The sequence below is a fragment of the Rhizobium herbae genome, assembly GCF_019511375.1.
Lineage (GTDB): Bacteria > Pseudomonadota > Alphaproteobacteria > Rhizobiales > Rhizobiaceae > Pararhizobium > Pararhizobium herbae_A.
The window spans coordinates 343,345-366,284 of the sequence record NZ_JAEUAO010000005.1; the positions used below are offsets into that span (position 1 = coordinate 343,345).

The 22,940-nt window shown below is 64.4% G+C and carries 23 protein-coding genes, 1 pseudogene and 1 riboswitch; of the genes and pseudogenes, 14 read left to right on the plus strand and 10 right to left on the minus strand.

The window, feature by feature from the left end; all coding sequences use genetic code 11:
- Positions 1 to 108 precede the first annotated feature (108 nt).
- The 5 genes from JNB71_RS20690 to JNB71_RS20710 all read left to right on the plus strand — a co-directional run bounded on the left by JNB71_RS20690 (position 109) and on the right by JNB71_RS20710 (position 7,266).
- Positions 109 to 1,611, plus strand: coding sequence for an MDR family MFS transporter (locus JNB71_RS20690; RefSeq protein ID WP_220373654.1), 1,503 nt, complete (start codon positions 109 to 111; stop codon positions 1,609 to 1,611).
- A gap of 58 nt (positions 1,612 to 1,669) precedes the next feature.
- Positions 1,670 to 1,788, plus strand: a riboswitch (TPP riboswitch).
- 39 nt (positions 1,789 to 1,827) lie between these two features.
- Positions 1,828 to 2,838, plus strand: a complete 1,011-nt coding sequence (thiB, locus tag JNB71_RS20695; protein WP_220373655.1) for a thiamine ABC transporter substrate binding subunit — start codon at positions 1,828 to 1,830, stop codon at positions 2,836 to 2,838.
- 281 nt (positions 2,839 to 3,119) lie between these two features.
- Positions 3,120 to 4,763 carry a thiamine/thiamine pyrophosphate ABC transporter permease ThiP gene (gene thiP / locus JNB71_RS20700; protein ID WP_220373656.1) on the plus strand — a complete coding sequence of 548 codons (1,644 nt, stop codon included), beginning with the start codon at positions 3,120 to 3,122 and terminating at the stop codon, positions 4,761 to 4,763.
- Complete coding sequence (locus JNB71_RS20705; protein WP_220373657.1) at positions 4,750 to 5,472, plus strand: thiamine ABC transporter ATP-binding protein; 723 nt, start codon at positions 4,750 to 4,752, stop codon at positions 5,470 to 5,472. The genes thiP and JNB71_RS20705 overlap by 14 nt, the downstream gene beginning before the upstream one ends.
- A gap of 282 nt (positions 5,473 to 5,754) precedes the next feature.
- Positions 5,755 to 7,266 carry a M48 family metalloprotease gene (locus JNB71_RS20710; RefSeq protein ID WP_220373658.1) on the plus strand — a complete coding sequence of 504 codons (1,512 nt, stop codon included), beginning with the start codon at positions 5,755 to 5,757 and terminating at the stop codon, positions 7,264 to 7,266.
- A 63-nt stretch (positions 7,267 to 7,329) separates the two neighbouring features.
- Here the strand turns inward: JNB71_RS20710 and JNB71_RS20715 are convergent, their stop codons facing one another.
- Complete coding sequence (locus JNB71_RS20715; RefSeq protein ID WP_220373659.1) at positions 7,330 to 7,497, minus strand: hypothetical protein; 168 nt, start codon at positions 7,495 to 7,497, stop codon at positions 7,330 to 7,332.
- A gap of 148 nt (positions 7,498 to 7,645) precedes the next feature.
- Between JNB71_RS20715 and JNB71_RS20720 the strand changes: the two genes are divergently transcribed.
- Positions 7,646 to 8,704: a LacI family DNA-binding transcriptional regulator gene (locus tag JNB71_RS20720; protein WP_220373660.1), complete on the plus strand. Its 1,059-nt coding sequence runs from the start codon at positions 7,646 to 7,648 to the stop codon at positions 8,702 to 8,704.
- A gap of 46 nt (positions 8,705 to 8,750) precedes the next feature.
- Here the strand turns inward: JNB71_RS20720 and JNB71_RS20725 are convergent, their stop codons facing one another.
- A complete protein-coding gene (locus tag JNB71_RS20725) occupies positions 8,751 to 9,617 on the minus strand; it encodes an RNA polymerase factor sigma-32 (RefSeq protein WP_220373661.1) in 867 nt (288 codons plus the stop codon).
- Positions 9,618 to 10,113: 496 nt separating this feature from the next.
- On the opposite strand from JNB71_RS20725, the gene JNB71_RS20730 reads away from it, so the two are divergent.
- Positions 10,114 to 10,620 carry a GNAT family N-acetyltransferase gene (locus tag JNB71_RS20730; RefSeq protein WP_220373662.1) on the plus strand — a complete coding sequence of 169 codons (507 nt, stop codon included), beginning with the start codon at positions 10,114 to 10,116 and terminating at the stop codon, positions 10,618 to 10,620.
- A 6-nt stretch (positions 10,621 to 10,626) separates the two neighbouring features.
- Here the strand turns inward: JNB71_RS20730 and JNB71_RS20735 are convergent, their stop codons facing one another.
- The gene (locus tag JNB71_RS20735) at positions 10,627 to 11,241 is read right to left on the minus strand and encodes a hypothetical protein (RefSeq protein WP_220373663.1); all 615 of its coding nucleotides are present in this window, start codon (positions 11,239 to 11,241) and stop codon (positions 10,627 to 10,629) included.
- Positions 11,242 to 11,390: 149 nt separating this feature from the next.
- Here JNB71_RS20735 and ppa point away from each other — a divergent pair, with 149 nt between their 5' ends.
- A complete protein-coding gene (gene ppa / locus JNB71_RS20740; RefSeq protein ID WP_220373664.1) occupies positions 11,391 to 11,924 on the plus strand; it encodes an inorganic diphosphatase in 534 nt (177 codons plus the stop codon).
- A gap of 90 nt (positions 11,925 to 12,014) precedes the next feature.
- Here ppa and JNB71_RS20745 read toward each other — a convergent pair whose 3' ends face one another.
- Entirely contained in the window at positions 12,015 to 12,308 is a 294-nt protein-coding gene (locus JNB71_RS20745; RefSeq protein ID WP_220373665.1) for a YggT family protein, read from the minus strand.
- Positions 12,309 to 12,441: 133 nt separating this feature from the next.
- Between JNB71_RS20745 and JNB71_RS20750 the strand changes: the two genes are divergently transcribed.
- Entirely contained in the window at positions 12,442 to 13,683 is a 1,242-nt protein-coding gene (locus JNB71_RS20750; protein WP_220373666.1) for an MFS transporter, read from the plus strand.
- A gap of 4 nt (positions 13,684 to 13,687) precedes the next feature.
- Here the strand turns inward: JNB71_RS20750 and JNB71_RS20755 are convergent, their stop codons facing one another.
- The 6 genes from JNB71_RS20755 to hemC all read right to left on the minus strand — a co-directional run bounded on the left by JNB71_RS20755 (position 13,688) and on the right by hemC (position 19,704).
- On the minus strand, positions 13,688 to 14,431 hold the full coding sequence (locus tag JNB71_RS20755) for a glutamine amidotransferase (protein WP_220373667.1): 744 nt from the start codon (positions 14,429 to 14,431) through the stop codon (positions 13,688 to 13,690).
- A 1-nt stretch (position 14,432) separates the two neighbouring features.
- On the minus strand, positions 14,433 to 14,921 hold the full coding sequence (locus JNB71_RS20760; RefSeq protein WP_220373668.1) for a TerB family tellurite resistance protein: 489 nt from the start codon (positions 14,919 to 14,921) through the stop codon (positions 14,433 to 14,435).
- 26 nt (positions 14,922 to 14,947) lie between these two features.
- Positions 14,948 to 16,597, minus strand: coding sequence for a heme biosynthesis protein HemY (locus JNB71_RS20765; RefSeq protein WP_220373669.1), 1,650 nt, complete (start codon positions 16,595 to 16,597; stop codon positions 14,948 to 14,950).
- Positions 16,598 to 16,607: 10 nt separating this feature from the next.
- The gene (locus tag JNB71_RS20770; RefSeq protein WP_220373670.1) at positions 16,608 to 17,921 is read right to left on the minus strand and encodes a COG4223 family protein; all 1,314 of its coding nucleotides are present in this window, start codon (positions 17,919 to 17,921) and stop codon (positions 16,608 to 16,610) included.
- Between the two features lie 139 nt (positions 17,922 to 18,060).
- Positions 18,061 to 18,771 (minus strand): uroporphyrinogen-III synthase, encoded by a 711-nt coding sequence (locus JNB71_RS20775; RefSeq protein ID WP_220373671.1) that lies wholly within the window; start codon positions 18,769 to 18,771, stop codon positions 18,061 to 18,063.
- 3 nt (positions 18,772 to 18,774) lie between these two features.
- The gene (gene hemC / locus JNB71_RS20780) at positions 18,775 to 19,704 is read right to left on the minus strand and encodes a hydroxymethylbilane synthase (RefSeq protein WP_220373672.1); all 930 of its coding nucleotides are present in this window, start codon (positions 19,702 to 19,704) and stop codon (positions 18,775 to 18,777) included.
- Positions 19,705 to 19,780: 76 nt separating this feature from the next.
- On the opposite strand from hemC, the gene tsaD reads away from it, so the two are divergent.
- The 5 genes and pseudogenes from tsaD to JNB71_RS24560 form a co-directional block, all read left to right on the plus strand.
- Positions 19,781 to 20,878 (plus strand): tRNA (adenosine(37)-N6)-threonylcarbamoyltransferase complex transferase subunit TsaD, encoded by a 1,098-nt coding sequence (tsaD, locus tag JNB71_RS20785; protein WP_220373673.1) that lies wholly within the window; start codon positions 19,781 to 19,783, stop codon positions 20,876 to 20,878.
- A complete protein-coding gene (locus JNB71_RS20790) occupies positions 20,878 to 21,879 on the plus strand; it encodes an NAD(P)H-dependent glycerol-3-phosphate dehydrogenase (RefSeq protein ID WP_220373674.1) in 1,002 nt (333 codons plus the stop codon). The genes tsaD and JNB71_RS20790 overlap by 1 nt, the downstream gene beginning before the upstream one ends.
- A 34-nt stretch (positions 21,880 to 21,913) precedes the next feature.
- Positions 21,914 to 22,207 (plus strand): YciI-like protein, encoded by a 294-nt coding sequence (locus tag JNB71_RS20795; protein ID WP_220373675.1) that lies wholly within the window; start codon positions 21,914 to 21,916, stop codon positions 22,205 to 22,207.
- Positions 22,208 to 22,209: 2 nt separating this feature from the next.
- On the plus strand, positions 22,210 to 22,641 hold the full coding sequence (locus JNB71_RS20800) for an EVE domain-containing protein (RefSeq protein ID WP_112858779.1): 432 nt from the start codon (positions 22,210 to 22,212) through the stop codon (positions 22,639 to 22,641).
- Positions 22,642 to 22,768: 127 nt separating this feature from the next.
- Positions 22,769 to 22,940: pseudogene (locus tag JNB71_RS24560) on the plus strand (methyltransferase); the annotation flags it as partial.

Below are 22,940 nucleotides of genomic sequence, written 5' to 3' on the forward strand. Positions count from 1 at the left end.
GCAGAGGTGCGGAGCAGCATAAAGCATAATATGCTGACGACATAAATGTGCTGTTGACAAATATATGCTAAAAGCACATAAATTGCCCATCTCAACCGGAGTCATCCCATGGACACGCAAGTCCCGCCGGCGCCGCTCGTTTCGAGCCAGGCGCTTCGCCTCACTCTCTTTTTCTTCCTGATGACGGCGCTGTTCATGGCGACCCTCGACAACCAGATCGTCGCCACCGCGCTGCCGACCATCGTCGGCGAGTTCGGCGAAATGGAGCGGTTCAGCTGGATCGGTTCCGCCTATCTGCTCGCCACCTGCGCGGTGATGCCGCTGTTCGGCAAGCTCGGCGACCTGTTCGGCCGCAAATATGTGATGCTTGCGGCGGTGGCGATCTTCACGCTGGGCTCGGTCGCCTGCGGGCTCGCCGTATCGATGAACACGCTGATTGGGGCGCGCGTGTTGCAGGGGCTCGGCGGCGGCGGCATCATGGTGTCGATCTTTTCCATCACCGCCGACCTGTTCGAGCCGCGCGAGCGCGCCCGCTACCAGAGCTATTCGAGCCTCGTGCTGATGGCGTCCGGCGCCATCGGCCCGGTGCTCGGCGGCACGATGAGCGACCTCTTCGGCTGGCGGTCGATCTTCCTCGTCAATATTCCGATCGGCGTCGTGGTGCTTGCCGGCCTGTTCGTCTTCCTGCCCTATCGCCGACCGACGCGCCTGCCGAAGATCGACTACGCCGGCGCGCTGCTTCTGGCCGGGGCGATCGCCTGCACCGTTCTGCTGGGCGATAGCGCCGAACTGTTCGGCTCCCTGTTGTCGCCGGGCAGCCTGGCCGTGGTCGTCGCCGGTCTGATCTGCGCCATGCTGTGGGTGTTCGTCGAGAAGCGCGCGCCGGAGCCGATCGTCCCGCTGACGCTCTTCCGCAATCCGACGTTCAACCTGCTCCTGGTCATTTCGCTGGCGAGCGGCGCCATCGGCATCGGCACGGTCAACTACTACGCACTCTTCCTGCAGACCACGACCGGGCTGTCGCCGTCTGTCGGCGGGCTGCTGTTCATCACGCTGACCGGCGGCATCGTCTGCGGCTCGCTGATTGCCGGGCGGTTGATTTCGCTGACCGGGCGCTACAAGCCGTTTTCGATCATCAGCGCCGGTCTGATGGCGCTCGCGCTAGCGCTCTGCAGCCAGATCCAGCCCGGCACGCCGATCTTCGTCATCTGCGCCATCATGGCGCTGCATGGGATCGGCGGCGGTTTCGGCCAGCAGGTGCCGATCATCGGGGTGCAAAACCTCGCCGCCCGCGGCGATGTCGGGGCTGCCACCGGCGCGATCACTCTGGCGCGGATGGGGGGCGCATCGGTCGCCATCTCCATCTACGGCGCGATCATCGCCGCCGGGTTGACGCGGCACGCCGCCGAGATTCCGGGCGTCGCCGATATCGAAAAGCTGACGCCGCTGGCAATTTCGGCCCTGCCGGAGGCGACGCGCCATCTGGTCGCGGAAAGCTACACGGCCGCCTTCCAGCCGCTGTTCCTGACCGCGGTCGGCATCGCCCTGATCGCGCTCGTCGCCGCCATCAGCCTCAAATCCGTCCGGCTGCCGCAAAAGCCTGTCCTCTAGGCCGTTCGTGGCCGGTCGAAGGCTCTTGCCAAGCATGTGACGCGGGTCTAAATCTCCTGCTGCTCTAACGGGGTGCCGTTTGTCCCATCTGGACCGATCGGCTGAGAGGCTTTGACAAGCCAACCCGCGGAACCTGATCCGGTTTGCACCGGCGGAGGGATTAGACGGCACATGTCAGCGCCCTATTCCCAACACTTGGATTTAACGGAGGCGCCGATGCGCAAGGCATTCATTCCCTTTCTGGCGGCAATTGCCGCAATCACCACGGCATCTTCCGCGGCGGCCGCCGACAAGACGCTGACCGTCTACACCTATGAAAGCTTCACCAGCGAATGGGGCCCGGCCGCCAAGGTCGCGGAAGCCTTCGAGAAGACCTGCGACTGCAAGGTCGAGTATGTCAGCGTCGCCGACGGCGTCGAGCTTTTGACCCGGCTGAAGCTCGAGGGTGCGGCCACCAAGGCCGATATCGTACTCGGCCTCGACACCAATCTCGTCTCCGAAGCCAAGGCGACCGGTTTCTTCGCGCCGCATGACCTCGATCTCTCCGCCGTCAAGGTACCCGGCGGCTTCACCGACGATACCTTCGTTCCCTACGACTACGGCCACTTCGCGGTGATCTACGACACCGAGACGATGAAGGAGCCGCCGAAGAGCCTGAAGGAGCTGGTCGAGGGCGATCCCTCCCAGAAGATCGTCATCGAGGATCCGCGCACCTCGACGCCGGGCCTCGGCCTGTTGCTGTGGGTCAAGTCGGTCTATGGCGATCAGGCAGGTAGCGCCTGGGCGAAGCTCAGGGATCGTGTCCTGACGGTTACGCCCGGCTGGTCCGAGGCTTACGGCCTGTTCACCAAGGGCGAGGCGCCGATGGTCTTGTCCTACACAACCTCGCCCGCCTACCACATGGTGGCGGAAAACACCGACCGCTACCAGGCGGCGGCCTTTTCGGAAGGTCACTACATCCAGGTCGAAGTGGCCGGCATGACGAAGAATGCCAAGGATCCGGCGCTTGCCAGGGATTTCCTCTCCTTCGCCACCGGACCGGAGTTCCAGTCGATCATCCCGACGACCAACTGGATGATGCCGGTGGCCGCCACCAAGGAGCCGCTGCCGGATGCTTTCGGCAAGCTCATCAATCCGGCAAAAACCTTCCTGATGTCGTCGGACGAGGTTGCCGCCAACCGCAAGGCCTGGATCGACGAGTGGCTCGCCGCCATGAGCAAGAACTGATCGGAGCCTTCCTTCTCCCCCTGGGGAGAAGATGCCCCGAAGGGCAGATGAGGGGGTGCGCGAAGCGCCAATGTCGTGCCTGAAGCCCCCTCATCGCCTCGCATGCGCTCGGCACTTCTCCCCGCAAGGGAGAAGAGGGAGCCAGCGGCGCCCTCGCCGTTCCATATGCAATAGCTCCCCCCGGGAGAAAGGGGGGACAGCCCCGGGCAAGCCCGCTCGACCAGCATGCGCGGCAAAGGTCCGGGGCGAGGTACTGGCCAGGAAAGCAGACTAAGGACAGCATGATCGAGCGCATCGAGAGACGTTTCACGGTTGCCGCCGGCGCGCTCTGCCTCGGCGGCATCGTGCTGTTCGTCTGCCTCGCCGCCTATGCCCTGCTTGCCTTCGATGAGCCGGGTGCGGCGGGGCAAGCCGGCTTGTTCGACGCCTATGTCTGGCGCGTCATGCGGTTCACGCTGCTTCAGGCCGCGCTGTCGACATTCCTGTCGATCATGCTCGCCATTCCTGTTGCCCGCGCGCTGGCGCGGCAACCCTCCTTTCCCGGGCGTGTCTGGGTCATCCGGTTGCTGGCGCTGCCGCTTGGCCTGCCGGCGCTGGTCGCCGCCCTGGGGCTGATCGGTATCTGGGGACGGCAGGGATTGCTCAACACGGCGCTTGCCTGGCTGGGGCTGGATCAGCCGATCAGCATCTACGGCCTGTCCGGCATCCTCTTGGCGCATGTGTTCTTCAACCTGCCGCTGGCCGCACGGCTGATGCTCGGCGGGCTGGAACGCATTCCCGGCGAATACTGGCTGGTCGGCGCCAATCTCGGCATGCGGCCGCTTTCGATCTTCCGCTTCATCGAGTGGCCTGCCATTCGCGGTCTGCTGCCCGGCATTGCCGGCCTGATCTTCATGCTCTGCATCACCAGCTTTACCCTGGTGCTGACGCTCGGCGGCGGGCCGGCGGCGAGTACCATCGAGGTGGCGATCTATCAGGCGCTGCGCTTCGATTTCGATCCGCCCCGCGCGATCGCCCTCTCGCTGCTGCAGATTGCCCTGACGGGGGTCTTGCTGGTGGCGATGCGCCTGTTGACGCCAGGCGTGGAGGAAGGCCATGGCAGCGGTCGCGAGGTCAGGCGCTTCGACGGCCGCAATCTCTCCGGCAAGGCGGGCGACGGCCTGGTCATCGTATTGGCGGTGGTGTTCCTTGCACTGCCGCTCGGCTCCGTCATCGCCTCCGGTCTGCAATCCGATCTCTGGAAACTCATGGGTGATCCGATGGTGCAGCGGGCCCTTGTCACCAGCCTTGTCATTGCGCTTGTGTCAGGCACGCTCTGCGTCGCGGTGACGGCGCTGATGATCCGTTCGCGGCAGGTCGCGCTCGCGCCGAGACGCCCACCGAAGCTCCATCGCGAATTTGCCGGCCTTATCTCGATGAGTGCGTCGCTGGTGCTGCTGGTGCCGCCCGTCGTGCTGGGGGCGGGGTGGTTCCTGCTGCTGCGGCCGCTCGGCGATGTCGCCGCCTTTGCGCCGCTGCTGGTCATCCTGATCAACATGCTGATGGCGCTGCCCTTCGTCTACCGCGTGCTGGAGCCGGCGATCGCCAGCCATTCGGCTCGCACCGGCAGGCTTGCCGCGAGCCTCGGTCTCGGCGGCTGGCACCGGCTGCGGTTCGTCGACTGGCCGGTGCTGCGCAAGCCGGTGCTGATGGCGCTGTCCTTTGCCTGCGCCCTGTCGCTCGGCGATCTCGGCGCCGTGGCGCTGTTCGGGTCGCAGGATATGGTCACGCTGCCCTGGCTGCTCTATAGCCGGATGGGCAGCTACCGCTCCACCGATGCGGCGGGGCTCGCGCTGTTTCTCGGCCTGGTCTGCCTCGCGCTGACCATCGCCGGCACGCCATCTGCGGCGAAGTATGACCAGGGGAGCAAAAATGCCGCCGCGTGACACGCAGACCGCCATTCGCCTCGGCGGCGTGCGGGTGAAGTTCGACAAGACGGAACTGCACTTCGATTGCACGATCCGGAAAGGCGAGATCGTTGCCATTACCGGCGCCTCGGGCTCCGGCAAATCGACCCTCCTTAATATCGTCGCCGGTTTCGAGACCCCGGATGCGGGTGTGGTCGAGATCCTCGGCGAAAATGTCGCCAGCCGCGATCCGGCCGACCGGCCGGTCTCGGTGATCTTCCAGGAACACAACCTGTTTTCGCATCTCGACGTCGCCACCAATATCGCGCTCGGCATTGATCCGGCCCTGAGGCTGGGCGTGAAGGAGCGCGGAAAGGTTGCCTCGGCGCTGATGCGCGTCGGGCTCGAAGGTTTCGGCAAGCGGCTGCCGCCGACGCTCTCCGGCGGCGAGCGCCAGCGGGTGGCGTTGGCGCGCGCCTTGGTCCGGCGCAAACCTGTCCTTCTTCTCGACGAGCCCTTCGCGGCGCTCGACCCGGGCTTGCGCTCCGGCATGACCCGCCTGCTCCTCGACCTGCACGCGCAGGAAGGCAATACGATGCTGGTCGTCACGCACCATCCGGACGACGTGCGGGCGCTGGCCGACAGCGTCATCTTCCTCGACGAGGGCCGCGTCCTGCTGCACCAACCCAAGGCGCAATTCCTCAACCACACCGATAGTCCGGTCGTCGCGCGCTTTCTCGGAAAATGAACATCGCTTGCGATGATTGCCACAATTTGAACGTTGGCCTATGCGACGGCCAAGCGCGAAATCCCCGCGGCGCCATGCTCGCGTGTCCGTTGCAGGGATATCACGGGGCAACTATTTCTATGGGCATATGCTAGGCACGCGTGGCGCAGATAGGCTACAGCAGTATTGCTGTGATCGCCGCCTGACCTATGTACGCGGCTGTAAAGAATATCGAATTTCCCTGGCGGCCGACCGCAGGGATATTCGCGCGGCTGGCCCGAAAGACTGGAAACGAGCTGAGGCATGAACAGAACGACAGGCACGGATCCGCAGTCTTCGGAGAAAAGCTCCGGCGTATCCTTGCGTGCGGCAGGCGCGCTCGCCGGCATGCTGCTGCTCGTCGGGTGCCAGTCGGTGATCGAACAGACCTATGAGCCGAAGGTCGCGCCGTCCTCGACGCCGCAGATCGTCGAGGAGGTGCAGAAGAACGACCCGCGCGCCCAGGTCGGCGCCCGCGAGCATCCGCGCATCGTCGCGAGCTATGGCGGCGAATACAAGGACGAGAAGACCGAGCGTCTCGTTGCCCGGATCACCGGCGCGCTGACGGCGGTCTCGGAAAATCCGAACCAGTCCTACCGCATCACCATCCTGAACTCGCCGGCGATCAACGCGTTTGCGCTGCCCGGCGGCTATCTCTATGTCACCCGCGGCCTGTTGGCGCTTGCCGATGACGCGTCGGAAGTGGCCGCGGTGCTGTCGCACGAGATGGCGCATGTGACGGCCAATCACGGCATCGAGCGGCAGCAGCGCGAGGAGGCGGAGGTGATCGCCAGCCGCGTCGTCTCCGAAGTGCTCTCCAGCGATCTCGCCGGCAAGCAGGCGCTTGCGCGCGGCAAGCTCAGGCTTGCGGCGTTCTCGCGAAACCAGGAACTGCAGGCCGACGTCATCGGCGTGCGGATGCTCGGCGAGGCCGGCTACGATCCCTACGCGGCCGCCCGTTTCCTCGATGCGATGGCGGCCTATAGCCGGTTTTCCTCGGTCGATCCGGACAGCGACCAGAGCCTCGACTTCCTGTCGAGCCACCCGAGCGCGCCGCAGCGGGTAGACCTTGCCCGTCGCCATGCGCGGGCTTTCGGGGCGGAGGGAACGGTCGGCGATCGCGGCCGCGACTATTATCTGGCCGGTATCGACGGGCTGCTGTACGGCGACAGCCCGCAGGAGGGCTATGTCCGCGGCCAGACATTCCTGCACGGCAAGCTCGGCATTCGATTCGACGTGCCGGCCGGCTTCCAGATCGACAACAAGGCGGAAGCGGTGCTGGCGACCGGACCGGGCGAGGTCGCCATTCGCTTCGACGGCGTCGCCGATACGCAGCGCCGCAGCCTGACCGACTATATCGCCAGCGGCTGGGTCACGGGCCTTAAGCCCGACACCATCCGACCGATCACGATCAACGGGCTCGAGGCCGCGACCGCGCGCGCCTCGGCCGAGCGGTGGGATTTCGACGTCACGGTGATCCGCATCGATACGCAGATCTACCGCTTCCTGACAGCGGTACCGAAGGGCGCGCCGAGCCTCGAGCCGACCGCCGAAATCCTGCGGGCCTCGTTCCGCCGCATGACGCCGCAGGAAGCGGCCGCCCTGAAGCCGCTGCGTATCCGCGTCGTCACGGCCCGGCCCGGCGATACGCTGGCGACGCTTTCCGCCCGGATGATGGGCACCGACCGCAAGCTCGATCTCTTCCGCCTGATCAACGCGATGCAGGTGACGTCGACGGTCAGGCCTGGCGACAGGATCAAGATCATTTCGGAATAGGTCAGCGAGGAAATGGCCCGGTCTTTTCCGGGCTCCGCCAACTTGGACAAGCTGCGTAACCGGCTATCTCAGGCGGCGATCGATCGGGATGGTGAGGGACCAGGCGCTTGGCCGGCGCGCGCGAAGGCGGGGCGGCCCTGCGCAGGCCCGTGCATCGCCCGGATTGGGATAGCGCGGATTGCCCCAGCGATCATTGTAGAGGTCCTTGAACAGGCAGGCGATCGGGATCATGGGAGTCTCCATATTGAATCGATTCAACGATTGGGCACGCACATTTGAACCGATTCAAAATCTACGCGCTTGCGGAAAAATGTCAAGAGATTTGAATCGATACAATACTCTGCTAGGGTGATGCCGGTTCGGGGAGTATGAGGTCGCCGTGGCAAAAGGGCATGTAAGACTGGCTGATGTCGCCAAGGCGGCGGGCGTATCGCAAGGAACGGCATCGAACGTCTTCGGCCGGCCGGAGGTGGTGCGCGAAGAGGTGCGCGAGCGGGTGCTCGCCACTGCCAGGGAGCTCGGCTATGCCGGGCCGGACATGAAAGGGCGCTTGCTGAGGGCCGGGCGGGTCAACGCCATCGGCGTCGCTTCCGTCGAACCGCTGGCGTATTTCTTCGAGGATCCTTGGGCGCGGGCGCTGATGACGAAGATCGCGGCCGTGTGCGACGCCACCGGCACCGGCATCGCGCTGGTGTCGGCGCAGAATCAGCAAAAACTGGCCTGGAACATCAACAGCGCGCTTGTCGATGGCTTCATCCTGTTGTGCGTGGAAGGCGGCGAAAGGCTCGTGGAACTGACAAGGCGGCGACAGTTGCCGTTCATCGCCCTTGCGCTCGGCGGCGCGGACACGTCCATCCCGGTGATCGGCATCGATAACCTTGCTGGCGCGGCCATGGCAGCGCGACATCTGGCCGATCTCGGGCATCGTCGTTTTGCCGTTCTGGCAATAGACCAATTTGGCGATCCTGTCGGGGCGACAGCGCCCGGGCAAGCGGCTCGATCCTTGAAATCGACATCGCGCGACCGCCTGCTCGGCTATCGGCAGGCGTTGGAAGAATTCGGCATAGAGCCTGCAAGCGTGCCCGTGCACGGCACGCGCAACGATCGATCGAGCGTCGATGCGGCACTCGATGCCCTGTTTGCAATGCCGGCGCCACCGACGGCCATCCTGGCGATGTCCGACCGCATTGCGCTTTTCGCCATGCAATGGCTCGCCGCGCGTGGCTTCAAGGTGCCCGGCGATGTCTCCGTGATTGGTTTTGATGACGTCCCCGAAGCCGCGACGGCCAGTCCGGGGCTGACGACCATTGCACAGCCGCTCGACGAGATTGCGCGCAGGGCGGTAAGCGCCATCCTTGGCGGCGCGTTGCCCGACGCGCAGGAAACCCTCGACGTGACGCTGGTTAGCCGCGGCAGCACCGCACCTCCACGGTCATGACAGCTCGGCCGGCTTTTGCCTCGGTGGCCGGGTGCCGGCATGGCGCTCAATGCGGCAGCGTCGCCAGCACCGGGGCTTCCGCGACAAGCGCGATCCGGAGCTTTTCCAGCGCCCGGGTCTCGATCTGGCGGACGCGTTCCTTGGAGATGCCGAGATCGGCGCCGAGTTCTTCCAGCGTGGCGCTCTCTTCCGACAGCCGGCGGGCGCGGATGATTTTCATTTCCCGCTCGTTCAGCTGGCAAAGTGCATGGCTGAGCCAGATACGCCGCCGTTCCTGATCAATGATCTCCGAAACTTGCTCGTCCGGCAGCGGCGCATCGCTGGCGAGAAGATCGAGCCGCTCGCCGCTGTCGGCATCGCCCGACGAGATCGGCGCCTGCAGCGAGGCGTCGTTGCTGGAGAGGCGGGCATCCATTGTCTGTACGTCGGCGAGGCTGACACCGAGCGCCAGGGCGATCTCCTCATGCACGGCGCGGGCCGTCAGCTGCCGGTCGCCCTGGGCGAGCTTGGCGCGCAGCCGGCGCAGGTTGAAGAACAGGGCTTTCTGCGCCGAAGAGGTGCCTCCGCGCACGATCGACCAGTTGCGCAGCACGTAGTCCTGCATCGAGGCGCGGATCCACCAGCTGGCATAGGTCGAGAACCGCACCTCGCGGCTGGGTTCGAAGCGGGCCGCGGCTTCCAGGAGGCCGATATGGCCTTCCTGCACCAGATCGCTCATCGGCAGGCCGAAATTGCGGAATTTCGCCGCCATCGAGATCACCAGACGCATATGGGCCATGGCGATCTTGTTGCGTGCCTCCTGATCGTTGTGGTCCTTCCAAGCCAGCGCCAAAGCCTGCTCTTCGTCCCGTTCGAGATACGGAGCCGCCATTGCAATCTTGATCATGCGCCTGTCTGCTGAGAGGTTTTTCATCGGCTGCTCCATGAGGGGCACGAGGGTGTGCCGCTGAACGATGAGTCGATCGTGTGTCGGGATTTCCGCTGCCTGAGCTTGACCAGCATTCGAAACGCCCTACTTCCCTAGAAGCCGAGGCCGGAAGAAGGGGCCGCGGTGGTGATCCTCCCGCTCCGCAACGACATGCGCAGGTCGGGACTGGACGTATCGAAACGCGCGGGGAGCGGGAAAGTTCCATGCTGCGTTGCCGTATTTTACGGCCGCTGGCGTTTTTCTGCGCGTGAGTTTCCAGAAATTCGAAGACGATGACCGTGCGGCTCCATCCGTTTCGCGCGCGGGCGGCGACGCGCCCTATTTGTTGTGCGTTGTTGTGTGTTGCAATTTTTGGCGCTTGCCGGAAAAGTTAAAAAAGCGTTAACTTTTGATTGTTGTCCCCATAAGTTGCCTGTGAGTTAGTTAAAGACAGGGCTTGGATGGGATTCCTGTTTGCTCGGCACAGGTCTAGAGTCGCGATATGAAAACACTATCGATCGAGGTGCGGCCCGGTGAACCAAGAGATGCGACGGCCATCTCTGACGTCCACCGCGTTTCCTGGCTCCAGGCCTATGGCGGGCTCATTCCGCACAAGCCGCTGAACCAGATGGTGGACCGGCGCGATCATACGTGGTGGCGCAAGGCGACGCGGGGTCCCTCGACCTTGCTCGTCATCGAGGTGGCGGGTGTAATCGCCGGTTATGCGACGCTCGGCCTCAACCGTGCCCGCTCCCTGCCGCAGGAAGGCGAGGTCTACGAGATCTACCTGCGGCCGGAATATCAGGGCATCGGCCTCGGCCGCATACTGTTCGGCGAGGCCAAGAGCCTGCTGAAATCGCTCGGCTGCAAGGGCCTCGTCGTCTGGTGCCTGGAAGACAGCCATCATGCCGACCGTTTCTTCCGCATGGCCGGCGGACACGACGTCTGCGAGGGGATGGAAGACTTCGGCGGCAAAAGTCTCAAGAAAATCGGCTATATCTGGGACTGAGCCGCGCTACTCCGGGAAAATGCGCGTGGGTTCGGCTGCCGTCGGCCCGCGCTTGCCGTGAAACTCCGCCTTGTCCCTGCCACAGACGAAACCATCGGCCTTCGCGTCGGCGATTTGCCGGGCAAGCGTGTTGGGCGCCGGATTGGCAAGCGCATCGACGTAACCGACCACGCAGCCCATCCCGTCTTGCCCTGCCACTTTCGACACGACGAGAACCTGGCCTTTGACCTTCGGAGACGGCTCGCCGGTGGCTTGATCGATATTTTCGAGGAACCACCGGAGAATGGTCGCCCTCGGCTTGCCGTCCTGGCCGAGCCGCCATTCGATCTTTCGCCCCGTATGATTGAACGGCTCGAAGCTTTCGAAGACACCGTCGATATAGGCCTGGCTGGCGTGGCCGTAGAGGATGCTCTGCCGCAGGTCGCCTTCCTTGAAGTAGACCGCGTAGTCCGTCAGGCCCTTGCACTGCAACGAGATGCCGCCGCCTTCGACGTCTTCCGGCGAAAGCGTCTTGCAATGATCGGTGTCCAAATCGGTATAGATGCTGTCATTGGCGCGGGCGGCGGCGGGCGCCAGCGCCACGAGAAGGATCAGCGGAATTGTGCCTGTGGGGGATATCATCAGCGCTCCTCATACCCGGTTACGTTCCGGCATCCGCGATTATTCGCTTAAAGGTCGCATTTTTCCGCTCATGACGAAAGTAATGTTGCGCCGCGGCATGTTTCCCTTTATCGGACTCGCCAGCCAAACTCAGACCCCTGGGAGAAAACATGCGTATTGATGCAATTTCGATCGGCAAGAATCCGCCTGAAGATGTCAACGTGATCGTCGAGGTTCCGGTTGGCGGCCATCCGATCAAGTACGAGATGGACAAGGAAGCCGGCACGCTGGTGGTCGACCGTTTCCTCTATACGCCGATGACCTATCCCGGCAATTACGGCTTCGTACCGCATACGCTGTCGGATGACGGCGACCCGATCGACGTGCTGATCGCCTCGACCCGGCCGCTGGTTCCGGGCTGCGTCATCAACGTTCGCCCGATCGGCGTGATGATGATGGAAGACAATTCCGGCAAGGACGAAAAGGTCATTGCCGTGCCGAACTATCACCTTACCAAGCGCTACGACAAGGTGAAGGACTATACCGACCTGCCGGAGATCACCCTGCAGCAGATCGAGCATTTCTTCGAGCACTACAAGGATCTGGAGCCCGGCAAGTGGGTGAAGATCTTCGGCTGGAAGGATGCGTCGGTCGCCAAGCAACTGATCAGCGAAGCCATCGAGCGCGCCAAGACGGCGAAGTAAGCGGGGGCCGAACAAGCCCGCGCACCGCAAATAAAAACCTCCGGATCACGACGATCCGGAGGTTTTTTGTTGTCTGCGAGAAATGCCGGTTCAGCTGAGCAGGGCAGCGGCAACGGTCGTGTTCAGGAAATACCAGATGAAATAGAGGATGACCAAGACCACCAGCGGCGACAGGTCGACACCGCCCATGTCCGGCAGCATCCGGCGGATCGGCCGGTAGAGCGGCTCGGTCAGCTGGTAGAGCGAGCGCCCGATCATGTTGATGGCGTTGTTGTTGACGTTGATGACGTTGAATGCGTAGAGCCAGGAAAAGATGGCCGAGGCGATGACCAGGAACCACGCAATGTTGATAATGAAATTCAGGGTCGCAATGACAGCAAGCATGCCGGTCTCCAATTCGTTGTTGACAGACATGTAGACATTGACGACTAAACCGGCAAGTCCGTGCTTCGTGCCGGGCTAAACATGTTTAATACGGCGGGGCCATTCTCCGGCCGTTCTTCGGAAAGATTGCCGCATGTCCACCATCAACGGTGCTGACCGGTTCGCCGCATTCCGGCATGTCTCCTACGCTCGATTCTTCTTTGCCCGCTTTCTCGCCTCATTCGCCATCCAGATCGTCAGCGTCTCGGTCGGCTGGCAGATGTACGCGCAGACGCAGAACACGCTTTATCTCGGCCTGATCGGTCTCCTCCAGTTCCTGCCGTCGTTCCTTCTTATCCTGGTCACAGGTTCGGTGGCTGACCGTCATAGCCGCCGGGCGATCGTTTCGATCTGCATGATCATCAGCGCCCTCTGCGCGGCTGCTCTCCTGGGGCTGACGATCGCCGACGCGTTCTCGGCCTGGCCCGTCTTTGCCATCCTGATCGTCTTCGGCATCGAGCGCGCCTTCATGGCGCCGGCGGTGCAGTCGCTGGCGCCCAATCTCGTTCCTGCCCATGACCTGTCCAATGCGATCGCCTGGAACTCGTCCTCCTGGCAGACGGCGGCGATCCTCGGTCCGGTCGCCGGCGGTCTGCTTTACGGCCTCAGCGCCGTGGTCGCCTATTCGGTCGCGCTTGCCTTCCTCGTGCTGGCGGCCATCCTCATTCTCATGATCGAAAAGCCGGCGCAGCACAGCCTCAGCGGGCCGCGCGACTGGACCTCGGTTCTAGCCGGGTTCCGGTTCATCCGCAGGGAAAAGGTCGTGCTCGGCGCGATCTCTCTCGATCTCTTTGCCGTTCTGCTCGGTGGCGCCGTGGCGCTGATGCCGGTCTTTGCCAGCGAGATCCTGGTGCTCGGCCCCTTCGGCCTCGGCCTGCTCAGGGCAGCACCCGGCGTCGGCGCGATCCTCGTTGCGATCACGCTTGCGGCCTATCCGATCCGCCACAATGCCGGCGTGTTGATGTTTGCCGGCGTCGCGCTGTTCGGCATCGGCACGGTTGTCTTCGGCCTGTCGCAGCTCGCCTGGCTGTCGATCGCGGCGCTGATGCTGATGGGCGGGGCGGACATGATCTCGGTCTATGTGCGCGAGACGCTGATTGCGCTGTGGACGCCGGATGCCGTGCGCGGCCGCGTGAATGCCGTCAACATGGTGTTCGTCGGTGCCTCGAACGAGCTTGGCGAGTTCCGGGCGGGGACTATGGCGCATGTCATCGGCGCGGTTCCGGCGGTCGTGGTCGGCGGCATCGGCACGCTTGCCGTCGCCGTCATCTGGGCGCTCGGTTTCCCGCAGTTGCGCGAGATCGATTCGCTCGAAGCCCCCAAGCAGAAGGCCTGATCGATCAGGCTGCCATGGTCTCCCCCTGGCGCTGGAAGATGTGGGTGAGGAACCGGTCCATCCAGTCGCGCAGAGGGCCGTCATGGTCCATCCGGCCTTCCAGATGCGCTCGGCCGACCTGCGCGCCGGGTAGCTCAAAGCGGTGTGCGCCGTGCACGACCCATCGATGCATCATGACCCGTGTCAGCTCGCCGTGAAACTGGATGCCCCAGGCATTCTCGCCATAGCGGAAGGCCTGGTTGGGATAGGTGCTGCCCGACGCCAGCAGTTCGGCGCCGACCGGCAGGTCGAACCCTTCGCGGTGGAACTGGTAGACCATCGACGGCCATTCCATCAGCGCGCGGCCCTTCTCGGTCGCTTCCAGCGGATACCAGCCGATTTCGGTCAGCCCCTCATGATGCGGCGCGACGACGCCGCCCAAATGCCGGACCAGCATCTGGGCGCCGAGGCAGATGCCGAGGAACGGCTTGTTTTCCGTAAGCGGCACGGAGAGCCAGTCGATCTCGCGGCGGATGAACTCCTCGTCGTCGTTGGCGCTCATCGGCCCGCCGAACACAACGGCGCCGGCATGATCTTCGAGCGTTGCAGGTAGCGCCTCGCCCAGCACCGGGCGCCGGATGTCGAGGCTGAAGCCTTTCTCCAGCAGCAGATGTCCGACCCGTCCGGGACTGGAGCGTTCCTGATGCAGGATGATCAGGACCGGCTTGCCGGTCGTGCGCGTGTAGAACGTGCGGTCGTCGAAAAGCATCTCACTTTTCCTGTTGCGCGGTCTCCTCCTCCGCGATCCTGAATCTGGCGGCCACCTCCTGCCGCTTGATGATCCTGTCCCTGCCGGAAACGCCAAGAAGATCGGCGATGCGCCAGATCACATGGTCTTCCATTTCGCTGCGTTTGCCATCTGCATAGACAATCTCCCACAACATGCCGATCAGGTCGATCCGCTGTTCCTCGGAAAAATGCCGTTTGATGTCGGATGTGAAACGGAAATAGTCGATCGCCTCGCTCTCGGCCGTCTCGCCGGCGGCGATCAGGGCGTCGAGTGCCGCATCGTCCAGCTTGTAGTGATCCTTGATCATCGAGCGCACCTTGCGGCGCTCCTTCTCGTCGGTCTCGCCGTCGGCCTCCATCACCTGAATGCAGAGCGCCATGATGGCGATGCGCGGATCGCCGGGCTCGATCAAGGAGGCATGCCCGTGTCCGGTCAGGCTGTCGAGGAAAGTCTTGAATCTGTCAAACATGCGGGTCCGTCGAAGGTCGGAGGTTCTCAAAACAGGCGGAAGCTCGCTTTTGCCAGCGGCTTGTCGCTGTCATCGCGCACGCCCGGATCATCCGGCGGGCGGCCGAAGAACGGCTCGACGACAGGCTCTTCGGTCTTGGCCGGCGCCGGTTTCTTTCCGACCTTCACGGGCTCCGGCACGACCGCCGATTCGCCTGGTGCCGGCACGGCGGTGGTCTCGACCACCTCCTCGGCTTTCTCTGGGATTTCGATGACGTGCTTCGGCTTTGCCGGCGTCTCGGCCTGCTGGGGCTCCGGCTCGGCGCGCTGGTGGGTGACGGCAACCGGCGGCAGGCTGCGGATCGCCGCGTCTGCCGCTTCCAGCGTGCCCTCTTCGACCGGGCCGGCAATCTGGCCGACCGGCTGTTTCCATTCGAAGGCGTCGAGACGGCCGCTGACGGGCGAGACCGGCAGCCACTCGGGCGAGGTGACGCCATCGGCCGTCCAGGCCGGATCGCGCGGGCTCTTCAGCGCCTGGTTCATCCAGTGGCGGATGCGGCCGTCATCGCCGGTATCGGCCTCCTCGATATCGGCAAGCAGCAGGAAGATGCCCTCCGTCGGCTGGATACGGGCCGCGGCCTCCGCCTTCGATCGCGCCAAGGGCAGTTCGCGGGCTTCCAGGGCGCTTTCGGCAACCGCGGCCAAGGCCACCGCATTGTTCGGCCTGAGCGCCTCGAGCTTGCTTGCCCGCTTCAGGCGGTCAAGGGCCGAATCGCCGCTGCGGGCGCGGACGTAGAGCCTGGCGATTTCCGGATGCGGTTCCTGCTTCCAGAGCTTTTCCAGGATGGAGGCCGCCTTGCGCAGGTTGTCTTCGCGAAACAGCGCCTTGGCGGCGATGAGGCCGGCCGGCACCAGGTCGTCGGCGAGTTTCAGGGCGGCCAGCGCGTCGTCGCGGGCGCCTTTCGGATCGGCCTCGAGCTTTTCGGTGGCACGGGCCGTCAGCAGCACGGCCTTCTTGCGGTCGGCATCCTTGCGGTCGATGACGTGGCTGGCGCGGCTCTGGTCGAGAAGGCGGATGGCTTCGTCCCACTGGCCGGCCTGGCTGCGATACTCGAGCGCTGCCAGCATCGCCCAGGGCAGATGCGGCGCCTTGTCGGCGGCGCGCTCGGCAAATTGCCGCGCGGCCTCGTTGGCGCCCAGCCGCTTGGCTTCGAGATAGAGGCCGCGAAGGCCGAGTTCGCGCGTCTCCGGGTCGTCCGCCATCAGTTCGAACTTCTTGCGGGCGTCGTCATATTTGCCCTCGATCAGCGCCGTCTGCGCTTCCAGAAGGTGGATCAGCGGCTCCTGGTCGGAACTCAACAGGCCGCGCGTGCGCGCCGTCATCTTGCGGGCAAGGGCGCTGTCGCCCGCGCCGGCTGCGATCAGGCCGGTCGACAGTGCCTGGTAGCCGCGGTCGCGCTTGCGGGCGCGGAAATAGCGCGAGATCGAGTGCGGCGACAGCCAGACGACGCGGATCAGCCAGACGACGATGAGGACGGCGGCGATCAACGAAGCGAGCAGCGTCGCTGCCACCATCAGGCTCATCTCGACGCGGCTTCCCTGCCAGATCAGCGACAATTCGCCGGGACGGTCGGCCAGCCAGGCAAAGCCGGCGCCGAGAGCAAGGACGATGAGAACGTAGAACAGAATACGGATCATGAACTCTTCCTTAGCCCTGGTTGGCCGTCATGGCGCCCGCAACGGCCGCGTCGATCAAACCTTCGACGCGGATGCGCTGGTCGAGCCGGGTCTTGAAATCGGCTCCGGCGGTTTTCGCCGGTTCAGGCAGTGCCTGCCATTCGATGCTCGCGCCCTTCAGGTCGCCATTGGTCAGCTTGTCCTCGATGCGGGCGACGACCGCTTCGGGCCCGTCTCCCTCGACGCTGCCGACGGGGCGGATGCGGATGGCGGACGAGGCGCTGTCCATCAGGCGGGAGAAAATGCCCTGGTCGGGGTCGCTGTGCCGGGTGGCTTCCAGCATCGCATCGGCGGTTGCCGGAAAGTCGCGCACCAGATCGGCGCGCGGCGAAACGCCGAGTGCGGCGTCGCCGGCAAGGCCGGTGACGGCCGGATCGGTGGCGGCGATACTCTTCAGGGCGTCGAGTTCGGCGAGGAACGGCCCGCCGCGGTCGATCGCCGTTTTCAGCGCGGTGACGGCCACGGCGCGGGCGAGCTGCACGTCGCTGGCCGGTTCGTCGATCTTCTTCTCTGCCGCCTCGATGCGGGTCGAAAGCTCGGATTTCGCCGTTTCGGTCGATTGCCGGGTATCGGCAAGGGCTGATTTCAGCGTCGCGATCTCGCTGGTCAGGCTGGTGAGCTGGGCATCGAGACCGGAGAGATCGGCCGTGGCGCTATTTCCGCCTTCGCCGATCTTCTTTTCCAGTTCGGCGATGCGGGCTTCCAGCGGGCCGAGATCGACGCTTGCCGAAGATGCGGGGGCTGCAGCGAGCTTGGCCTTGATCGCTTCGACCTCGCCGGCAAGGTTCTGTTCGACGGCAGTGTCGCCCCTAGCGGGTCCGAGCGCCGGCAGGAATCCGGCATATTGCAGGCCGCCGGCGCCGAGAAGCGTGATCAGGCCGCCGAGAATGCCGGCGGCAAGGGCGCCCGAATTCGAGGCGCGCCGCGGTTCGGCGTGGACTGGCCCGGCCGGCTGTTCCGCTGCCGCGGAGGTCGGTTCCTCGGCAAAGACGGCTGCAGCCGCTTCCGCGCGCGCATCTTCTTCATCGGAGACGGAACTGTCGGCGTCTCCGGCACTGCGAGTGCCTTCGGGAATGACTGGATCCTGGATGTCGGTCGGCTCGGGAATGTCGGCGCTGACGGCTTCGTCCGCCGGGATTTCTGCCGCGTCGTCGACGACCGCTTCGCCTTCGGAGGCGGCATCGACGGTTTTCATATCGTCCTGTGGCGCCGCGTTGGCTTCAAGGTCGATCGTCACCGGCTCCTGATCGGACTTCGAGCGGCGCGGAGGATTTTCCGGTCCCATGATGATCTCTTCCCGTTATCGCATGAACTTAAGGCACTGCGTTAAACCTAGACATCGAGCGGGAAGAGGGAAAGCCCCCCAGCGACAATTCCTTGCCCGGCTGCTGATGGACAAATGCCACGTGCTTGACGGTGGCCGGTCAGAGCAGCGCGAGAAGACTTGCTTCGTTGGGCTCAGCCGCAATGGCGATATGGCCGATCCCCCGCGGCACGGCATCCGCGACATGGTGGCTCAGGCAGAGCAGCCGCATGTCGCGAAACGCGGTTTTCGTCGCCATGGCATGCAGTGTGAAGAAGTGCCGGGCGGTTTCGTGGGAGTAAAAGAGAACGGCCTGCGGTTCGCGCGATGAAAGCAGGTTTTCAATGGTTTCCGGCGTATGGGCGATGGGAGACATACGATAGACTTCCGCAACTCGGCAGTCGATTCCCGCCTGTCGCAGCGCCGTTTCGAAGCCCGGCGATCGTGGCAGGCCGGCCAGATAGGCAAGGCCGTCGTCAAGGCTTCCGGCGCTGTCGGCAATGCGCTGGGCTAGCCCCAAGCCTGTCCCGGGACCGGGGGTAACCGATCGGAAGCCCAATGCCCTTGCCGCATCCGCCGTTGCTCCGCCAACGCAGTAGACCGGCGTCTCCAGGTAGGGCGTCAATTGATCCTTGATGGCAGATAGCACACGAACTGCTTCCGCGCTTGTAATGGCAATCGCCGCATGGGGAAGGGACAAGGCATCGAGCGCCGCCTGCGGCTGGTGGACCGCTTCCATCATCGGCAGGACGATGGCTTCATGGCCAAGTGCTTCGAGCCTTGCCGCCGTTGCCGCCGCCGAGGGTTGCGGCCGGGTGACAAGGATGCGCATGGCTCAGGTCCAGCTCGAGAAGAAGTCCGGCCCGGCCTCAAGGCGGATATCCTCGCCGGCCTTGGCGCCCAGTTGTTCGGCGTTTACGGCCTTGCCCTCGATTGCTGCCCGGAAATGCTGGCTGCCGTCCGGTGTCAGCACCATGCCGGAGAAGCGGATCGCCTCGCCGTCCGAGACGGCATAACCGGCAATGGGCGTGCGGCAGGAGCCGTCGAGCGTCGACAAAAAGGCCCGTTCGCAGGTGACGGCCTGATGTGTCCTGACGTCGTTGATCGCTTCCAGAAGGCCGTTGACACGGTCGTCACCAATGCGGCTTTCGATGCAGATCGCGCCCTGTGCTGGTGCCGGCGGGAAGATTTCCGGATCGAGGATTTCCGTCGGCACGTCGTGCTTGCCGAGCCGCTTCAGCCCGGCGAAGGCGAGCAGCGTCGCATCGACCTGGCCCTCAGCCAGTTTCCTCAGGCGCGTATCGACCAGGCCGCGATAGGTGATGACGTTGATATCCGGCCGCAGCCGTTTGATCAGCGCCTGGCGCCGGAGCGACGACGAGCCGACCGTGGCGCCCTCGGGCAAGTCCAGCAGTCTGGCGGCGGTGCGGCCGACGAAAGCGTCGCGGGCATCCTCGCGCGGCAGATAGGCGGATAGGAACAGCCCGCCGGGCAGTTTCGTCGGCATGTCCTTGGAGGAGTGCACGGCGAAATCGAGGCCGCCGGAGAGAAGCATGTCCTCCAGTTCCTGGGTGAAAAGCCCCTTGCCGCCGATCGCTGCAAGCGAGCGGTCGGTGATCCGGTCGCCCATGGTCGACAGCACGACGATCTCGAGCATTTCGGACGGCAGGCCGTGCGCGGCCATCAGGCGGTCCCGCGTTTCATGGGCCTGCGCCAGCGCCAGGGGACTGCCCCGCGTGCCGATCCGGAAAGGTTTTGTTTGCATCCACCGCGATCCGTTGTTACCGGAGTTCCGTGTATCCGCCTTTCCCTGCGACCGCAATATTCGAGTAAAATGGCCCATGTCTTCGCGCTTACGCATCCTCGGCATCGAAACAAGCTGCGACGAAACGGCAGCTTCCGTGGTGCAGCGCGACGAGAACGGCCATGGCGAGATCGTCAGTGATGTGGTGCTGAGCCAGCTGGAAGAACACAGCGTCTATGGCGGCGTCGTGCCGGAGATTGCCGCGCGCGCCCATGTCGAGGCGCTCGATACGCTGGTCGAGGAAGCGCTGTTGCGCGCCGGCGTGACGCTTGCCGATATCGACGCGATTGCCGCCACCAGCGGGCCGGGCCTGATCGGTGGCCTGCTCGTCGGCCTGATGACGGGCAAGGCGATCGCGCGGGCGTCGGGCAAGCCGCTCTATGCGGTCAATCATCTCGAAGGCCATGCGCTGACGGCGCGGCTGACGGATGGGCTGTCCTTTCCCTATCTGATGCTGCTCGTATCCGGCGGCCACACGCAGCTCATTCTGGTGAACGATGTCGGCGTCTACGAGCGCTGGGGCACGACCATCGACGACGCGCTGGGCGAAGCCTTCGACAAGACGGCCAAGCTGCTGGGATTGCCTTATCCGGGCGGACCGGCCGTCGAGCGTGCGGCAATAAGCGGCAATCCGGATCGCTTCTCCTTCCCGCGCCCGCTGGTCGGCGAGGCGCGCCTCGATTTCTCCTTCTCCGGCCTGAAAACGGCCGTGCGCCAGGCGGCACAGTCGATCGAGCCGGTGACCGAGCAGGACATCGCCGATATCTGCGCCTCCTTCCAGAAGGCGATTTCGCGGACGCTCAAGGATCGCATCGGCCGGGGGCTGGCCCGCTTCAAGGACGAATTTGCCGGTACCGTCGATCATCCGGCGCTGGTCGTGGCCGGCGGTGTCGCCGCCAACCAGACGCTGCGGGCAACGCTGCAGGACCTGTGCGACAAGAACGGCTTTCGCTTTGTTGCGCCGCCGCTGCAGCTGTGCACCGACAATGCGGCGATGATTGCCTGGGCTGGCGCCGAGCGTTTGGCGGCGGGGCTGCCGGCCGATGAACTCGATGTAGCGCCACGTTCGCGCTGGCCGCTCGATGCCGGTGCGAAAACCCTGATCGGTTTCGGCAAACGGGGAGCGAAGGCGTAATGACAGCAGCAATTGCGCAAGACAATCGCATCGTCGTCGTCGGTTCTGGCGCCTTCGGTACGGCGCTCGCCGCCGTTGCCGCCGCATCGGGCAAGGCGCCGGTGACGCTGCTCACCCGCCGCGAGAGCATCGTCGAGGATTTCAAGGAAACCGGCCGCAACGACAGCGCACTGCCGGGTATCGACCTGCCTGGGACATTGACAGTCTCCGACGATCCGACAGTGTTGGAGGGGGCCGGCATCGTGCTCTTTGCCATGCCGTCGCAGGCGCAGCGCGAGGCGGCCCGTTCGTTGCACGGCTTCATCGACAAGGGCGCGGATGTGGTCATCTGCGCCAAGGGCATGGAGCGGTCCAGCGGACGCTTGCTGACGGATATCGTCGAGGAAGAGCTGCATCTGCAAAATGTGGCGGTGCTTTCGGGGCCGGGCTTCGCCGCTGATATCGCCAAGGGCCTGCCGACGGCGATGGTGATCGCGGCTGATAGCATCGAACGCGCGTCTCTTCTTGCCGAAGCGCTGTCGGGCGCAACATTCCGCCTCTATCCGTCAGCCGACCGGATCGGCGTGCAGCTTGGCGGCGCCTTGAAGAACGTGCTGGCGATCGCCTGCGGCATCGTCGAAGGCGCGGGGCTCGGCGATTCCGCCCGTGCGGCGCTGATCTCGCGCGGTCTTGCCGAAATGTCGCGTTTCGTCGCGGCGCGCGGCGGCGAGGCCGATACGGTGCGCGGACTCTCGGGCCTCGGCGACCTCGTGCTGACGGCGACCAGCCATCAGTCGCGCAATCTTCGCTACGGCATTGCGCTTGGCGCGAGCGGCAGCGCCAAGGGGCAGACGCGGGAGCTGGTCGAGGGCGCCTTCGCCGCCTCGGTTGCGGCCGATGTTGCACGGCAGCTGGGTGTCGATATGCCGCTCACCGAAGCGGTGGCGGCCATCATCGACGGAAAGACGGATGTGAAGACGGCGCTGGAGCAGCTGATGTCCCGCCCGATCACGCAGGAATAATCACTCCCAAGAACAGTCAATCAAGGAGAACGCCATGCTGTTTGCCGTTTTGTGCACGGACAAGCCGAATGCCCTGCAACTGCGGATGGATACGCGCCCGGAACACATCGCCTTTCTCGACGAGCTCAATGCCAAGGGCGGGCTCGCCTTCGCCGGGCCGTTCCTTGACGGTGCCGGCAAGCCGAGTGGCAGCCTGGTGGTGATCAGGGCGGAAACGATCGAGGAAGCTCGTGCGATCGCCGCCGCCGACCCCTATGCCAGGGCCGGCCTGTTTGCCCAGGTCGACGTCAGGCCCTGGAACTGGGTCTTCAACAGGCCGGAGGCTTGAGCGTGGCATACTGGCTTTACAAATCCGAGCCGTTCAAGTGGTCCTGGGCAATGCAGAAGGATGCCGGCGACAAGGGCACCGAATGGACCGGTGTGCGCAACTATCTGGCGCGCAACAACATGCGGGCGATGCAACTCGGCGACAAGGGGTTCTTCTATCACTCCAATGAGGGGCTGGAGATCGTCGGCATTACGGAAGTCTGCGCCCTGTCGCATCCGGATTCGACTGCCGCGGGCGACGCGCGCTGGGACTGCGTCGATATCCGCGCGGTTTGCGACCTGCCGAGGCCCGTCTCGCTGAAGGAGATCAAGGCAAACCCGAAATTCGAGAAGATGGCGCTCGTCACCTCGATGCGGCTTTCCGTACAGCCGGTGACGGACGAGGAATATCTCGAGATCTGCCGTCTCGGCGGCCTCGACAATCCGCCGCGCTGATTTCGTGTGTTTGCCCCTCACCCTAGCTCTCTCTGCCGCTTGTCCCTTCGCCCCGTTTATGGGGAGAAGGTGCCCGAAGGGCGGATGAGGGCAAAACCGAAACGACCAACCGGAAACCACACTCACTGTGAAAACCGATCCCGAAACCTTTATCAGTGCCAATACCGATATCATGCCGCTGCCGCACGTGCCGGAGATCCGGCTCCATCTGGCCAGCGAAGCGCATGACCTCTGGCTGAAGACGGAGGAGGAGCTTGAGGAGATCGGGCTGCCGCCGCCCGTCTGGGCCTTTGCCTGGG

Excerpts from the sequence above, each read along its gene's own strand:
- thiB (WP_220373655.1), top strand. The coding sequence starts at position 1,828 with ATGCGCAAGGCATTCATTCCCTTTCTGGCGGCAATTGCCGCAATCACC.
- JNB71_RS20755 (WP_220373667.1), bottom strand. The coding sequence starts at position 14,431 with ATGCTTTTCGACGACCGCACGTTCTACACGCGCACGACCGGCAAGCCG.
- JNB71_RS20765 (WP_220373669.1), bottom strand. The coding sequence starts at position 16,597 with ATGATCCGTATTCTGTTCTACGTTCTCATCGTCCTTGCTCTCGGCGCC.
- thiP (WP_220373656.1), top strand. The coding sequence starts at position 3,120 with ATGATCGAGCGCATCGAGAGACGTTTCACGGTTGCCGCCGGCGCGCTC.
- JNB71_RS20690 (WP_220373654.1), top strand. The coding sequence starts at position 109 with ATGGACACGCAAGTCCCGCCGGCGCCGCTCGTTTCGAGCCAGGCGCTT.
- JNB71_RS20795 (WP_220373675.1), top strand. The coding sequence starts at position 21,914 with ATGCTGTTTGCCGTTTTGTGCACGGACAAGCCGAATGCCCTGCAACTG.
- JNB71_RS20710 (WP_220373658.1), top strand. The coding sequence starts at position 5,755 with ATGAACAGAACGACAGGCACGGATCCGCAGTCTTCGGAGAAAAGCTCC.
- JNB71_RS20705 (WP_220373657.1), top strand. The coding sequence starts at position 4,750 with ATGCCGCCGCGTGACACGCAGACCGCCATTCGCCTCGGCGGCGTGCGG.
- JNB71_RS20760 (WP_220373668.1), bottom strand. The coding sequence starts at position 14,921 with ATGTTTGACAGATTCAAGACTTTCCTCGACAGCCTGACCGGACACGGG.
- JNB71_RS20770 (WP_220373670.1), bottom strand. The coding sequence starts at position 17,921 with ATGGGACCGGAAAATCCTCCGCGCCGCTCGAAGTCCGATCAGGAGCCG.
- ppa (WP_220373664.1), top strand. The coding sequence starts at position 11,391 with ATGCGTATTGATGCAATTTCGATCGGCAAGAATCCGCCTGAAGATGTC.
- JNB71_RS20725 (WP_220373661.1), bottom strand. The coding sequence starts at position 9,617 with ATGAAAAACCTCTCAGCAGACAGGCGCATGATCAAGATTGCAATGGCG.
- JNB71_RS20735 (WP_220373663.1), bottom strand. The coding sequence starts at position 11,241 with ATGATATCCCCCACAGGCACAATTCCGCTGATCCTTCTCGTGGCGCTG.
- JNB71_RS20790 (WP_220373674.1), top strand. The coding sequence starts at position 20,878 with ATGACAGCAGCAATTGCGCAAGACAATCGCATCGTCGTCGTCGGTTCT.
- JNB71_RS20745 (WP_220373665.1), bottom strand. The coding sequence starts at position 12,308 with ATGCTTGCTGTCATTGCGACCCTGAATTTCATTATCAACATTGCGTGG.
- JNB71_RS20775 (WP_220373671.1), bottom strand. The coding sequence starts at position 18,771 with ATGCGCATCCTTGTCACCCGGCCGCAACCCTCGGCGGCGGCAACGGCG.
- JNB71_RS20750 (WP_220373666.1), top strand. The coding sequence starts at position 12,442 with ATGTCCACCATCAACGGTGCTGACCGGTTCGCCGCATTCCGGCATGTC.
- JNB71_RS20730 (WP_220373662.1), top strand. The coding sequence starts at position 10,114 with ATGAAAACACTATCGATCGAGGTGCGGCCCGGTGAACCAAGAGATGCG.
- hemC (WP_220373672.1), bottom strand. The coding sequence starts at position 19,704 with ATGCAAACAAAACCTTTCCGGATCGGCACGCGGGGCAGTCCCCTGGCG.
- tsaD (WP_220373673.1), top strand. The coding sequence starts at position 19,781 with ATGTCTTCGCGCTTACGCATCCTCGGCATCGAAACAAGCTGCGACGAA.
- JNB71_RS20715 (WP_220373659.1), bottom strand. The coding sequence starts at position 7,497 with ATGATCCCGATCGCCTGCCTGTTCAAGGACCTCTACAATGATCGCTGG.